16 protein-coding genes are annotated in these 12967 nt (G+C 63.9%); 9 read left to right on the forward strand and 7 right to left on the reverse strand.

The genetic code is table 11. From position 1 onward, the window contains the following. Positions 1–1295: acyltransferase family protein (locus tag A2J01_RS24870; RefSeq protein WP_197494295.1), on the forward strand; the 1295-nt coding region annotated here is incomplete at its 5' end. Positions 1296–1304: 9 nt separating this feature from the next. Here the strand turns inward: A2J01_RS24870 and A2J01_RS24875 are convergent. From A2J01_RS24875 to A2J01_RS24885, 3 genes are read right to left on the reverse strand one after another with little or no spacing between them, the layout of a single operon-like run. Beyond that, positions 1305–1973, reverse strand: a complete 669-nt coding sequence (locus A2J01_RS24875; RefSeq protein WP_058038060.1) for a histidine phosphatase family protein — start codon at positions 1971–1973, stop codon at positions 1305–1307. Further along, complete coding sequence (gene pheA / locus A2J01_RS24880; protein WP_007736017.1) at positions 1970–2884, reverse strand: prephenate dehydratase; 915 nt, start codon at positions 2882–2884, stop codon at positions 1970–1972. Before pheA ends, A2J01_RS24875 begins: the two co-directional genes overlap by 4 nt. Positions 2885–2915: 31 nt before the next feature. After that, a complete protein-coding gene (locus tag A2J01_RS24885; RefSeq protein ID WP_064073602.1) occupies positions 2916–3554 on the reverse strand; it encodes a hypothetical protein in 639 nt (212 codons plus the stop codon). Between the two features lie 139 nt (positions 3555–3693). Between A2J01_RS24885 and A2J01_RS24890 the strand changes: the two genes are divergently transcribed. The 5 genes from A2J01_RS24890 to A2J01_RS24910 all read left to right on the forward strand — a co-directional run bounded on the left by A2J01_RS24890 (position 3694) and on the right by A2J01_RS24910 (position 7854). Further along, positions 3694–4473, forward strand: coding sequence for a DUF2470 domain-containing protein (locus A2J01_RS24890; protein WP_007736014.1), 780 nt, complete (start codon positions 3694–3696; stop codon positions 4471–4473). Between the two features lie 10 nt (positions 4474–4483). After that, complete coding sequence (locus A2J01_RS24895; RefSeq protein WP_030535834.1) at positions 4484–5305, forward strand: CPBP family intramembrane glutamic endopeptidase; 822 nt, start codon at positions 4484–4486, stop codon at positions 5303–5305. Positions 5306–5465: 160 nt separating this feature from the next. Continuing rightward, positions 5466–6701 carry an LCP family protein gene (locus A2J01_RS24900; RefSeq protein WP_174519508.1) on the forward strand — a complete coding sequence of 412 codons (1236 nt, stop codon included), beginning with the start codon at positions 5466–5468 and terminating at the stop codon, positions 6699–6701. 99 nt (positions 6702–6800) lie between these two features. After that, on the forward strand, positions 6801–7271 hold the full coding sequence (locus A2J01_RS24905) for a hypothetical protein (RefSeq protein WP_064113811.1): 471 nt from the start codon (positions 6801–6803) through the stop codon (positions 7269–7271). Positions 7272–7308: 37 nt separating this feature from the next. Beyond that, a complete protein-coding gene (locus A2J01_RS24910; protein WP_003944176.1) occupies positions 7309–7854 on the forward strand; it encodes a ferritin in 546 nt (181 codons plus the stop codon). A gap of 11 nt (positions 7855–7865) precedes the next feature. On the opposite strand, the gene A2J01_RS24915 is transcribed toward A2J01_RS24910, so the two are convergent. Beyond that, complete coding sequence (locus A2J01_RS24915) at positions 7866–8807, reverse strand: cytochrome c oxidase assembly protein (protein WP_064113812.1); 942 nt, start codon at positions 8805–8807, stop codon at positions 7866–7868. A gap of 126 nt (positions 8808–8933) precedes the next feature. Here A2J01_RS24915 and A2J01_RS24920 point away from each other — a divergent pair, with 126 nt between their 5' ends. Continuing rightward, entirely contained in the window at positions 8934–9578 is a 645-nt protein-coding gene (locus A2J01_RS24920) for a DsbA family protein (protein WP_064113813.1), read from the forward strand. Here the strand turns inward: A2J01_RS24920 and A2J01_RS24925 are convergent, their stop codons facing one another. The 3 genes from A2J01_RS24925 to A2J01_RS24935 are packed head-to-tail and all read right to left on the reverse strand — an operon-like array spanning position 9579 to position 11540. Continuing rightward, the gene (locus tag A2J01_RS24925) at positions 9579–10526 is read right to left on the reverse strand and encodes a M56 family metallopeptidase (RefSeq protein ID WP_007736002.1); all 948 of its coding nucleotides are present in this window, start codon (positions 10524–10526) and stop codon (positions 9579–9581) included. Next, positions 10523–10882, reverse strand: a complete 360-nt coding sequence (locus A2J01_RS24930; protein ID WP_063315268.1) for a BlaI/MecI/CopY family transcriptional regulator — start codon at positions 10880–10882, stop codon at positions 10523–10525. Before A2J01_RS24930 ends, A2J01_RS24925 begins: the two co-directional genes overlap by 4 nt. Before the next feature lie 28 nt (positions 10883–10910). Next, entirely contained in the window at positions 10911–11540 is a 630-nt protein-coding gene (locus tag A2J01_RS24935; RefSeq protein WP_064113814.1) for a M23 family metallopeptidase, read from the reverse strand. A 179-nt stretch (positions 11541–11719) separates the two neighbouring features. Here A2J01_RS24935 and A2J01_RS24940 point away from each other — a divergent pair, with 179 nt between their 5' ends. Further along, a complete protein-coding gene (locus A2J01_RS24940; protein ID WP_054782294.1) occupies positions 11720–12646 on the forward strand; it encodes a cation diffusion facilitator family transporter in 927 nt (308 codons plus the stop codon). A gap of 154 nt (positions 12647–12800) precedes the next feature. After that, positions 12801–12967, forward strand: a 167-nt coding sequence (locus A2J01_RS24945) for a ferritin-like domain-containing protein (protein WP_269455339.1), incomplete at its 3' end; no start/stop codon positions are given.

A 12967-nucleotide genomic window follows, 5' to 3' on the forward strand; every position in this document is an offset into this window, starting at 1 on the left:
CGATCCTGTTGTGCGGCTTAGTGCTCGACGGCGCCCAGCAGTTCCCCGGCCCGTGGGCGCTGGTGCCGGTGCTGGCCACTCTTGCGCTGATCCTGTCCGGAGTCGGCGACGACACGCCTTGGACGTCGAAGACGCTTGCCCATCCGGCACTGACGTGGCTCGGCTCGTTCGCATTCGCGCTGTACCTGATTCACTGGCCGATTCTGGTGTTTGCACTCGTGATCACCGGACGCCCCGAAGCCGGCCTGCTCGGTGGGGCACTGATCATCGCCCTCTCCGTCGCGGGGGCGCTTGCACTCCGGCGCCTGGTCGAGGTTCCGGTGGAACGTGGAGGCCGCTCGCGCCGGTACACCGTCCTGGTATGCGTCGTCACCGCTGCCGTGGTCCTCGCCGCTTCGGTCGCCTGGCAGTCGTACGCGAGCAGCCAGACGACGGGCCAGCGGGCGGTCGACACCCTCGACCTCCCGACCCATCCCGGCGCACTCGCGCTCACCGACGGTGCCGAAGTACCAAAGGCGTCGATGGTTCCCTCGATCTTCGATGCGCCACTGGACCTTCCGGCCAGTACGCTCGACGGCTGTATCGCCGATTTTCTCGAGCGGGACGTCGTCCACTGCACCTACGGCGACGCCGACGCCGACAGAACCATCGCGCTCGCGGGTGGTTCGCACTCCGAGCACTGGCTCACTGCGCTCGACGAACTCGGCAAGAGTCACGGGTTCCGCGTCGACACGTATCTGAAGATGGGCTGCCCGCTCACCATCGACTCCATGCAGACGTTGTCGGACAACGACTATCCGGATTGCGTCGACTGGTCGCGTGGAGTGCTGACCGAGTTGGCCGACGCCTCACCCGATTTCGTGTTCACGACGGCAACCAGGCCGAGTTCCGACGGCCCTGGCGACGTGACGCCCGAGTCTTACGTACACGTGTGGGAGGAACTGGGGCGCGACGGTATCGACGTACTCGCCATCCGCGATACCCCGTGGTTGCACCACGACGGCGTCGCCTACCGCGCGATCGACTGTCTGGCGACAACCACGTCACCCGATCACTGCGCGATGCCACGGTCCGAAATGCTCAGCGACGTCAATCCGGCGCCGTCGGCGATCGGCGATCTGACCAACGTCCGTCTACTCGACCTCAGCGACGGCGTCTGCGGACCGGAGTTGTGCCGCGTCGTGGAGGGAAATGTGTTGGTGTATCACGATTCCCACCACCTGACAGCCAGCTACGTGAGCACGCTGTCCGCTGAACTCGGGCGCCAACTGAGCGTCCAGACCAGTTGGTGGTGAAGCCGGCCGTCAGCCCATCACGTCGTCGGCACCGGGGATGAGTCGGTGCTCGAACGGCGGGTTGACGGTTCCCCAGCGCAGGCACTCCCAACCGCCGTCGACCGAAGGCAACAGTTCGACGGTCTCGGTGTTGGCCAAGTGGTTGTTGGCTGCGAACAGACCGGGGACACCGGCAAGCTGGGCTGCAACGAGACGGATCGCCGCACCATGACTGACCACGACGATGTCGCCGCCGTCTCGTGAGCCTTCGAGAAATTCTTCGCGCAACGAATTGACGACGGGGACGTACCGCTCCAGGACGTCGTATCCCGTTTCACCACCGGGGATGCGAGCGCCGAGGTTGCCGGTGTGCCAGTGATGGAACGTCTCCATGAACAGTCGGTGCGCGGCCTCGTCGGTACGATCTTCGAGGTCACCGGCCTGCACCTCGTGCAATCCGTCCCGCACATCCAGAGTGACACCGGCGGCCTGCTCCACGAAACCTGCGGTCTGCCGGGCACGCAAAGCCAACGACGATACGAGTGCCAGCGGAGGCGCCGAAGCCAGGCCGATGCCCAACGTCTCGGCCTGCGCCAACCCTTCCGGCGTGAGCTTTGCTCCTGGCAGGGCGGTGTCGAGACGTTTGGCGACATTCGCCTCCGTCTGACCGTGCCGAACGAGGATGAGCCTTCCGGTCATCGTTCTCCCCCTCCATGCTTGAGTTCGTCGATCCACCGAATCGCTTCTTCGTCCGAAGGAGGTTGTGGCCCGGTCGAATTCGCTGTCGCCCACGACCCCAGGAAGCGGACTCCGGATTTACGATGCAGCGCACGCATCGCCTCGGCCACCAGCGAGTCCTCGACGTGTCCGACGCAGTCCACGAAGAACCGGTACGTGCCCAATTCCGTTCGCATCGGCCGTGATTCGATCCGAGTCAGGTCGATACCGCGAGCGGCGAATTCGGAGAGTGCACGCACCAGGGAGCCGGGAGCGTTGTCGAGATGAAGCACCAGCGCGGTGCGATCGGCACCGGTCCGCGCCGGAACCGGGGCCGGCTTGGTGACCAACACGAAACGTGTGCGGGCGCCGCCTACATCGGCGACGTTGTCCGCCAGGCTCTCGAGTCCGAGCATCTGACCGGCCAAAGCCGTGGACACACCGGCGTCGACGGTTCCGGCCTGCACATCCAGGGCCGCACCGGCGTTGGACGAGGCCAACACCACCTCGGCCTGGGGCAGGTTCTCGGCGATCCATCCGCGGACCTGCGCGCCCGCATGCGGGTACGCGCCGATCGTTCGGACCTGATCGGCGGTGGTCCCGGCCCGAACCAGGATGGAGAAACTCACGTCCAGATCGGTTTCGGCGACGATCTGCAGCGGCGAACCGAGAGCGAGTGAATCGAGCGTCGGAGCTACGCCGCCTTCCACCGAGTTCTCGAAGGGAACCACGGCTCCGTCCACGGAACCGTCGCGAACCATGTCGAGAGTCGCCGGCGGACTGCCGGCCGGTACTCGCTCGACGGTTTCGCCGAACGCGCCCTCAGCCTCCAACTGGGCGAGAGCTATCTCCGTGAAGGTTCCCGACGGACCGAAATACGCGATTCTTGGCACGCCTAAAAGATTACGCACCGACCCACGCCGGTCACTGCAAACCCGCGGCACGCAAAGCCGTTTCCACTGCAGGCAGATCCGCGACCTCGATCGTGAGCAGCACCTCACGCATGGCCGACGCGGCTTCGGGGATCAGCGTGGCAAGTTTTTCCGGCTTCGGATCGACCATCGCGGCGCGCACGTCGTCGCCGCGCAGTGCAGCGACGGTGCCACACAGCAGGGCGATCACCTCGTCGCCGTCGGCCGCGCGGGCTACGAAACCGACGGACTCGTGCGCGAGTACCGCCAGGAAATCAGCCACTTCGGTGGGCGTAAGACCGGCGGCGAGTCCGGGGATCCGGCCACCTTCGCACAGACGCAGCGCCGCTTCAGCGGGTGTCAGATCCTCTTCGCCGCCGTCGACATACACAGCGAGCGGAGCGGGCAGGCGCAGCGCGATCGCGTCGTCGATCTGGTCGGTGGTGACGTCGACGTCGAAACGGACGGCCTCGTACGACGCTTCCGTGTCCGCACGCAGTTCTTCCGGATCGATATCGAGACGGACGACAACCCGGCCTGCTGCTTCGCCACCGATCAGAACCGACGCCGGAACAACCGGGAGAAAGAGTGCTTCGAGGAGTCCGCGCGAGTTTCTCGGGGCGGGCAGCCCGAGTGAGAGAGGAATGGCCACAGACAAACCGTAACCCCGGCGCAGGCGGCGGATTCCACGCGAGTTGCGCAAAAGTCTTGCGATTCACACCGAAGCGCCTTAGGTTAGGGTTACCTCATCATCCGATGGAGTTCGAGAGAACACCCGCCAAGGGGGCAGCATGGCAACGAAGACCAGCACCGGCCCGTCCACCGCCGAACGCGTCCGCAGCGCCTGTGTGCGCGCACAAGACGCAGTTCTCGCCATCGAAGGCAGCGATCCCACCGCCACGTCGGTGCATCACCTGCGTTCGAACGGTGACGTCGTCGTTGCAGTCCCACATGCCTCCGCAGCTGCGGCTCTGGCCTGGAACTCCGGCGGCGGCGGCCTGCCTGCCGTCCTCGAGATCACCGATCACGCACCACTGCGGCTGCGTGAGCCCGTGCGCTCCCTCGTGTGGCTTCGCGGCTCGTTGCACGCCGTGCCCGACTACGAGGCACGCGTTCTCGCCGACGACGTCGCATCCGAACATCCACACCCGGGACTCCTCGACATCGGCCACACCTCGGTCCTCCTTCGCTTGAGCCTGGCCTCGGCTGTAGTCGCTGATTCAACGGGGGCAGAACCCGTCGCCGTGGACGAACTGCTGAACGCCAGCCCCGATCCCTTCTGGGAAATGGAGACCGCATGGCTGCAGCATCTCGACGAAGACCACCGCGACCTCGTGGACCTGCTCGTACGCAAGCTTCCCCCGTACATGCGCACCGGACGCGTTCGCCCACTCGGCATCGACCGCTACGGACTTCGCCTGCGGGTCGAGGATCACACCGGTGACCGCGACGTGTGGATGCCGTTCGCCAACCCCGTCGACGACGCTCCCGCGCTGAGCCGCGCCATCCGCATGCTGGTCGGGTGCCCTTTCCTCAACGGCCTCCGATCAGGCGGCGCATCAAACGGCTAGCGTTGCGCGGGTGAATGCCCGCGAAACCGTCCGCACGTGGTTACGGCCGCCGACTCCCGTCCCGGCCGGCCCGGAACTCGATCCGACCGCCAGACGCGGAGTCTGGATCGAGATCACGATCGTCCTGCTGGTCACCTTCGGACTCAGCGGATTGTCCGGGATCCTCTCGCTCGCCGAATCCCTGGCGACGCCGGTTGCGCTCTCGGATCAGACGGTTGCACTCAACCCGTCACGGGCCGCCATCGACTGGATCGACCTGGCGCGCCAATTGCTGGGCGTCGCAAAGCTTCTCGCGTGGGCAGCGCTGGGACTCTATCTACTGTGGCGTTCGGGGATCGGTCCACGTGCTGCGGGACTGACCCCCAAGCCTCGATTCGGGCGCGACATAGCACCGGGATTCGGCCTCGCCGCTGTGATCGGTCTCCCCGGTCTGCTGTTCTATCTCGTGGCTCAGGCACTGAGCATCAACCTCACCGTCCAGGCCAGTGCGCTCGACGATCACTGGTGGCGGGTGCCGATCCTCGTACTGTCCGCGATCGCGAACTCCGGTGCCGAAGAGGTGCTGGTCGTCGCCTACCTGATCACTCGCCTCCGAACGCTGGGTTGGAGCGAGAACAAATCACTGCTCGCGTCGTCACTCCTGCGCGGCAGTTACCACCTCTATCAGGGATTCGGTGGCGGCGTCGGAAACGTGATCATGGGGCTCGTGTTCGGCCGGTACTGGCAGCGCACCGGGAAACTCTGGCCGCTGGTCATCGCCCACGCTCTCATCGACATGGTGGCGTTCATCGGTTACGCCCTCCTGCGCGATCACGTCTCCTGGCTGCCGTGACCGGTACCGTGAACTGGTGACCGGCGACTCCGAATATCCTCAGCGCCCTCCGCGGCGCCAGCCGCCAGGGCCACCTCCGCGTGGACCGATGCCTCCGAGGCAGAACCCTCCACGCCAGAATCCACCCCGTCAGGGCCCACCCCCGCAGCGGCGTCCACCGATGCCGCCGGAAGGGCCGACGGTCATTCGCCGCGACGGACGCCCGCAGCAGCAGAATCCGGCCAATCAGGCCTGGTCACAGGTCCCACCACAAGCGCCGCAGCAGCCCAGGCGTGAGGACTGGGCGCCGACCCAGCGCCCGCAACCGTTTCAGGACGACCCGCGCAGGCAGGGGCCGCCGCGTCAGGATCCGCAGCGCCAGGCGAAGTACGCGCCCGCACCGCCGCGCCGAACCCCGCCGAACGCCCCGCCGCGCCCTCCAGAACCTCCGAAGCAGCGACGCCCCCGCAAGCGTCGTAGCTGGGGTAGACGTATCGGCATCACGTTGTTGGTCTTACTGCTCGCGCTGGCCGGCGCGATCTATTACGTCGACAGTTCGCTCAATCGAATCGACGCGCTGCCCGACTACGCGGGACGCGTCGCCGATACTCCGGGCACGAACTGGCTGATCGTCGGGTCCGACAGTCGTGAGGGGCTCACCCCCGAGCAGGAGCAAGCCCTTGCGACGGGCGGCGACACCGGTCCCAAGCGCACTGACACGGTCATCTTGGTCCACGTCCCCAAAAGTGGGAAGACGACCATGGTCAGCATCCCCCGCGATTCGTACGTTCCCATCCCCGGCTACGGCTCCGACAAGATCAACGCCGCCTTCGCCTTCGGTGGCGCTCCATTGCTGGTGCAGACCGTCGAAGAGGCAACGGGGCTTCGCATCGACCACTACGCCGAGATCGGATTCAGCGGGTTCGCCGGCATCGTCGACGCCGTCGGTGGCGTCAACGTGTGCCTGGCACAGCCGATCGACGATCCGCTGGCCGGGATCAACCTCCCCGCCGGATGCCAGGACTTGAAGGGTTCGGACGCACTCGGGTTCGTGCGAACTCGCGCGACGGCGCTCGCCGACCTCGACCGCATGAACAACCAGCGCCAGTTCATGTCGGCGTTGCTGTCGAAGGCGACGAGTCCGACCACGTTCCTCAATCCGTTCCGGTTGTGGCCACTCGTCTCCGATACCGCCAAATCTCTACAGGTCGACGAAGGCGATCACATCTGGAATCTGGCCTCACTCGCCTGGGCGCTTCGCGGCGGGATGACCACCACGACGGTTCCGGTCGCCGGTTTCGAGGACGTGGACGGTTCGGGCAACGTGTTGTTGTGGGACAAGGCGCGCGCTTCGCAGTTCTTCGACGCCCTGGCCAACGATCAGCAGATTCCACAGGATCTGATCACCACGGGGTAATCGCCCTGAGTTCCGGTAGTACCGCGGGAGGACAAGCCCGGCGAACAAATCGCTTTCCGGCAGGACGCGGAATCGGCGGCCGAAAAATACCGTGAAGGTATGAACACAACACACCACCGATTCCGCACTCTCGCCGTCGTTGCCGCCGCCGTCGGAGCTGCTGCACTCGTGACGTCCTGCTCCGGAACCTTCGAGAAGTTCGACGACTCCAAGGCGTACAAGAAAACCGAAACCTTCTCTTTTGCACAAGCATCCAACGGAATCGACACACTGCCGAGTTGGGTTCCCGCCGGCGCAACGGGTATCGACGAGGTCATCCGCACCACCGGCAACGAACGCATCCTGCGAATGACTGCGAACATCGCGGAGATAGATCACAACAGCTGCATCGCACGACCCACCGTCGAAACTCGTCCCGCATCGTTGTCCGCACAGTGGTGGCCGACGGGGGTCGAGAAGGGCAGTTCTTTGCAGTGCGGCGATTGGTACGTCGGCGAAAAGGACTCGTTCGTCTACGGGTACCGACCGGAAACTGTCGGCTTCGTCATCGATCAGCTCGACAAGAAGTAGCTCCCTCTCAGCGGCGACGACCCAGTAACCTGTTGGGATGACACAGGCGAAGAACTCGAGCGAATTCACCACTCTGCTGCGTCAGCAGATCCGTAACGAGTTCACTGCATCGCAGCAGTACATCGCGGTAGCGGTGTACTTCGATGCACACGATCTTCCGCAGATGGCCGCGCGCTTCTACAGCCAGGCCACCGAGGAACGCGGTCACGCGATGATGATGATCCAGTACCTGCTCGACAACGACCTCGACGTGGACGTTCCGGGCATCGACGACGTCGTGACGAAGTTCGACAGTGTCCGGGCTCCGGTCGAGTTGGCACTCGAGCAGGAGAAGACGGTCACGGAGCAGATCACGCAGCTGGCACGCACCGCGCGCGATACCGGCGACTACCTGGGCGAGCAGTTCATGCAGTGGTTCCTCAAGGAACAGGTCGAGGAAGTGGCAAGCATGACAACACTTCTCACCATCGTCGACCGCGCCGGCGACAACCTGTTCCACCTCGAAACGTTTGTCGCACGCGAGATGAACACCCCGGCCGCTGCCGACGCAATGGCGCCGACGCCCGCCGGCGGCGGCGTCTGAGGGCCACCGGCCTACCGAGTCTCAGGCCGCTCGGCGGCGTTCAGTGATCTGAGGAAATTGTTGTACGCCTCCAGATCACTGTCGCCGTCGATCTCGGCGCGGCGGTCCAGGTCGGCATTCATCCGTTTGTCGTCGCGGTTCCAGCGCATCGCGAAGATCACGACCACCACCAGCGCGACGGGCTCTCCGTACGACCACGCGAGGGCGCCCGCCAGCTGCTGATCCTGCATCACGTCCACGCCCCACTCGGGAGGCGGATCCACGAACGTGGTCAGCAGCGGCTTTGTCGCCATCATGAGTACGACGCCGATGAACACGTGCAGCGGCATCTCCACGAACAGGTCGAAACACCGGCCGAGGTAGCTCTGTCGCACCGGCAGTGGGCCGGTGGCGAGCACCGGCATGATGAAGAGCAGACCGCTGGCGAGAAAGAAGATTTCGAGAAAGACGTGTCCAGCCGGTAACGCCGAGACGGTGTCGAAGATCGGCGACAGGTAGATCCCGTAGTAGCTGAACAGAAATACCGGGATCGTGAACCCGGGGTGCAGCATCCACCGCGCCGGTGGGCTACGCAATGCCGAGAGGGCAAGCGCGAGAATGCCTTTTCCTATTCCTCGGTGCGGCGTCGAACGTAGTAGCAGCAGTCCCGGCGAGCCCAGTACCCAGAGCGGCGGGATCGCCATCGAGAGCGTCAGGTGTTGGAACATCCAGACGCTGAAGAGTTCGTAGCCGTAGCTCTCGACCTTCAGTCCGGTTACCGCGATCAGCAGCAGGCACCCGCCGAGGAAACACGCTGTCCGATACCACGGCCATGGTCGCCCACTCGCGCGAACTCGCTGAGCGCCAGTCCAATACCAGAGTGCAAGAACAACTCCCAGGGCAGGAAGAAGCGGGAGGGATGAGGTATCCCACTCCAGCATCTGCCCGATCGACGGCGGCGGCGTGTCATTCACGAACGCTTCACCGGCGGGTCCTCCTTCGTCTCCATGCGGGTACCGTCGACTCTACACCTAACTACTATGTTGGATAGTATTTAGGAATTCGACGGAAGGTACAGGTGCACAGCAGTGTCCAGAAGCATGAAGATATCCGCCGCCCTGATCGCGGTGTTCGCGGTAGCACTGATCACGTTCATCACCGTCGATCCGATTCGGGCAGACAACGAGAACGCCGATCGGGCAGCACAATCCACCGCCGTCCTCACCGACGACGCGTACCGATTGACCTCGGCCGCCGACGGCAAGGTGAACCTGGTCGAGTTCCTCGACTTCGAATGCGAAGCCTGTTTCGCGCTGTACCCGACGATGGAGCGGATCAGAGCGGAGTACGAGGGTCGAATCACGTTCGGCATCAGATACTTTCCGATTCCGAGTCACACCAACAGCACTCTCGCGGCGCAGGTCGTCGAATCCGCATCTCGCCAGGGCAAATTCGTCGAGATGTACAAGCAAATGTACGAGACGCAGTCGCAATGGGGTGAATCCGCCGAATCACAGGAGGCGCTGTTCCGTTCCTACGCACAAGATCTCGGACTTGACATGGCCCGATTCGAATCCGACCTCGGCAGCCGCGGCGTCCGCGAGCGGGTCGAGCGCGACTTCGAAGAAGGCCGACGCCTCGGCGTCCAAGGTACTCCGACGCTGTTCCTCAACGACGTGAAGCTGGACCAGATGCCGAGCTACGAGCAGTTGAAAGCCCAGATCGATTCGGCCTTGGGAGAATGATCAGGTCAGAACAGCGCAGATCCCCGCGGAGACGGCCACCGTCACGGCTGCGGCAACGGCCGTCGTGACAGCGGCCGGCACACAGGCCGCCACCGCGCAGGTCAGTCGCCGAGGCGACGCCACGTCGCCGTCGACCAGGGAACTCAATCGCACCGCGGTCGCGCTGCCGCGATCGCTCAAGCTCCAGTCCGGCTGAGGAAGCGGCGATTTCGACACCACGGCAAGGGCGGAACGCACCGCAGCCGGGCTGGTGACGCGAGCGGCGTGTCTGTCCGCCGACAGTTCGACGATCGCGCCGACGGCAGCGGGTGCCGCCGCGAACAACGGCACTCGCGGAAGAACAGCGGCCAAGACTTCGCACGCACCGACAATTCGGTGATGACCGCCGCTCAGGTGTGCACGCTCGTGCGCGAGGACAGCATCCCGCTCGCCTCCACTGAGAGCGGATGACAAGCCTTGCGTCGCAACAACAAATCCAGGCTTTCCGGCGACGCTGTACGCCATAGGCAGCGGATGATCCAGCCACAACACGTCGGACTCCGAGTTGTCGCGGCGCGCGACGATCGAGAGAACATCACGATGGAAATCTCGGACCCTCGCGTGCTCACGTGCCTGCTTGCGGCCGGCCAGCACGATCCGAACGGCGATCACACCCACCACAGCAACGGCTGTGCCGGTGATCAGTTCACCCACCCATGAACTCGTGCCGTGCGCGAAGGCGCTGAAACACCGAGCGATACCGTCGACCAGCCCCTCGACCGGCGCGTGGCTCGGCCACACCAGAACCAAGACCGCGGAGAGAGCGAGATACAGAGCCGACGCCATGCTGCCGAGCCACGCCGCGAGCAGCACCGCCGGTGACAACGCCGAGGAAACGGCTCGCAACACTCTCGGAACCAGGAATCCCACGAGCATCGCACCGAGAAACATCGGCAACGCCAATGTCATTGCACACCTTCCCCGGAAAGACCCCGGCGCAGGGCCTCGTTCTCGGCATCTGTCATGGTCTTGGCGAAGTGCAACAGCACGGCAGCGGAATCGGAACTGCTGTCCAACAATTCGCGCAGCGCTCTGGATGTGGCCTCTTCACGGCTGCGACTCGGCCGATAGAAGTAGGCGCGACTCTTCTTCTCACGACTCACCCAGCCCTTGTCGAAGAGATGCGTCACGACGGTCAGGATCGTGGTGTACGCAAGTTGTCGACGCTCACCCAGGATCTCGACCAGATCCTTGACCGAGAGCGCGTCGTCGGACTGCCAGAGCACATCCATGACCTCGGCTTCGAGTCCGCCCAGCCCCTGCATTGCTCCTCCATCGCGTCGTGACAGAACTTCAGTCGCCCGTGGTCTTCTCCCCGAACGACACGCCCCGGGAATTCAGGTACACGAGCGGATCGGTCTTCTGTCCGTCAGATTGCCACACCTCGTAGTGCAGGTGTGGTCCTGTCGATTGTCCACGATTGCCCACGGTCGCGATCAACTCACCCGCCCGCACCTTCTGACCCGCAACCACGAGCGCCTCGTTGATGTGTCCGTAGACGCCGACGGTCCCGTCGTCCTGCTGGATGCGGACCCAGAGCCCGAATCCCGCGGCGGGACCGGATTCGAGCACCACACCGTCGGTCGCCGACACGATGGGCGTTCCGATCGCGTTCGCGATGTCGAGACCGTAGTGGGTGGTTCCCCACCGTGGACCGAAGTTGGACGTCATCGTCCCGCTGACGGGGGCCATCACCTGTGGCTTTTCGGCCTCGTACGCCAGCGCCGCTCGCTCGGATTCGAGCTGTCGCGTCTTGCCGAGTTGTTCGGCTATTCCGGCAAGATCCGTCGACCGGACAAGGTCGAGGATCTCCGGCGCCGACACCGCAGATGCATCCTCGACTACAACCGACGGCGGCGACGCGTGCCCGATGGAAGTGCCGGACGCGAGGATTGCACCCGTCGCCACGGAAACCGCGGCCATGCGCCCACCGGGTCTGATCGGCTCGGATTTTCGATGTCTTCCCACTTCTCGGTCCTCGCGTCGATGACAAATGAAGGTCTACGCCGCCACCTTACAACTATGTTGCATAGTTTTTAAGACATGCACTATTGCGCATATATGCATATGTGTCTAGGCTGGCGTCGACGAAAGGACCTTCGATGTCACACGGACACGGGCACGGAATCTCCCCCGCCGAGGCTGCGACCAGCAACAGCGGCAAGCATGTCAACAAACTGTGGATCGCCGCCGGCCTCGGGTTGGTGACCTTCGTGCTGCAGGTGACGGTCGGCCTCTTCACCTCGTCACTGGCCCTGCTCTCGGACTCGGCGCACGTGTTCACAGACATCTTCGGCATCTTCATGGCGCTCGCCGCGATCCTCGTCGCACAGCGTGCCGCCCGGCGCCCCGACCGTACTTTCGGCATGTACCGCACGGAAGTGTTTGCGGCACTGGCCAATGCGATCCTGCTCTTCGCAGTCGCCGGGTGGGTGCTTTACGAGGCCGCCAGCCGCTTCACGGATCCGCCCGAGGTTCCCGGCCTTCCCGTCGCGACAGTCGCCGTCGTCGGTCTGGCGATGAACGTCATCGCCTTCCTCATGCTGCGCAGCGGCGCGAAGGAAAGCATCAACATCCGCGGCGCCTACCTCGAAGTCATGGCAGACATGGTCGGGTCCATCGGCGTCCTGGTCAGCGGCTTGGTCACGCTCGCGTTCGGTTGGCGCTACGCCGACCCCGTCATCGGCGTCGCGATCGGCCTCTTCGTCTTGCCACGTGCCTTCAACCTGGGCCGCCACGCCGTTCGCATCCTCCTCCAGCAGGCTCCCGACCGCATCGACGTCACCTCGATCATCGAGAAGATCAACGCTCTGCCGGGAGTCGTCGACGCGCACGATCTGCACGTCTGGACACTCACCTCGGGGATGGAAGTTGCTTCCGTTCACGTCACCGCGGTCAGTGACGCCGATCCCACAACGGTGCTCGCAGCAACCCGAACCTTGCTTGCCGAGGAATTCGAACTGGGGCACGCCACCGTACAGGTGGAACTACAGGGAAGCGACGGTAAATGCGCGGAACTCGCCTGGTGAAATGGACATTCCTAAATGAAACATTCGAATTCACCGGGCTCGATAACCTCACCGAATTCGAAGAAAAATTAGGTCTTCTTTAGTTTGGGAACGCTTACCACAATAAGGTCATACTGGGATGACAGGGCCTCTGACCTGCACTATCTTGGAATTCATGACTTCTGGGGAGACTCACATGACCAAATTCCACGCACTACTCCGAGACCAGATTCGCAACGAGTTCAACGCTTCGCATCAGTACATCGCGACAGCGGTTTACTTCGACAATGCGGATCTGCCACAGCTGGCAAAGCACTTCTACAAGCAGGCTGTGGAAGAGCG

The sequence above is a fragment of the Rhodococcus sp. EPR-134 genome (assembly GCF_001647205.1).
GTDB lineage: Bacteria > Actinomycetota > Actinomycetes > Mycobacteriales > Mycobacteriaceae > Rhodococcus_F > Rhodococcus_F qingshengii.

Coding starts and splice junctions, on each gene's coding strand:
- A2J01_RS24875 (WP_058038060.1), bottom strand. CDS start 1,973: ATGACCGGAAGGCTCATCCTCGTTCGGCACGGTCAGACGGAGGCGAAT.
- A2J01_RS24890 (WP_007736014.1), top strand. CDS start 3,694: ATGGCAACGAAGACCAGCACCGGCCCGTCCACCGCCGAACGCGTCCGC.
- A2J01_RS24900 (WP_174519508.1), top strand. CDS start 5,466: ATGCCGCCGGAAGGGCCGACGGTCATTCGCCGCGACGGACGCCCGCAG.
- A2J01_RS24905 (WP_064113811.1), top strand. CDS start 6,801: ATGAACACAACACACCACCGATTCCGCACTCTCGCCGTCGTTGCCGCC.
- A2J01_RS24910 (WP_003944176.1), top strand. CDS start 7,309: ATGACACAGGCGAAGAACTCGAGCGAATTCACCACTCTGCTGCGTCAG.
- A2J01_RS24920 (WP_064113813.1), top strand. CDS start 8,934: ATGAAGATATCCGCCGCCCTGATCGCGGTGTTCGCGGTAGCACTGATC.
- A2J01_RS24925 (WP_007736002.1), bottom strand. CDS start 10,526: ATGACATTGGCGTTGCCGATGTTTCTCGGTGCGATGCTCGTGGGATTC.
- A2J01_RS24930 (WP_063315268.1), bottom strand. CDS start 10,882: ATGCAGGGGCTGGGCGGACTCGAAGCCGAGGTCATGGATGTGCTCTGG.
- A2J01_RS24935 (WP_064113814.1), bottom strand. CDS start 11,540: ATGGCCGCGGTTTCCGTGGCGACGGGTGCAATCCTCGCGTCCGGCACT.
- A2J01_RS24940 (WP_054782294.1), top strand. CDS start 11,720: ATGTCACACGGACACGGGCACGGAATCTCCCCCGCCGAGGCTGCGACC.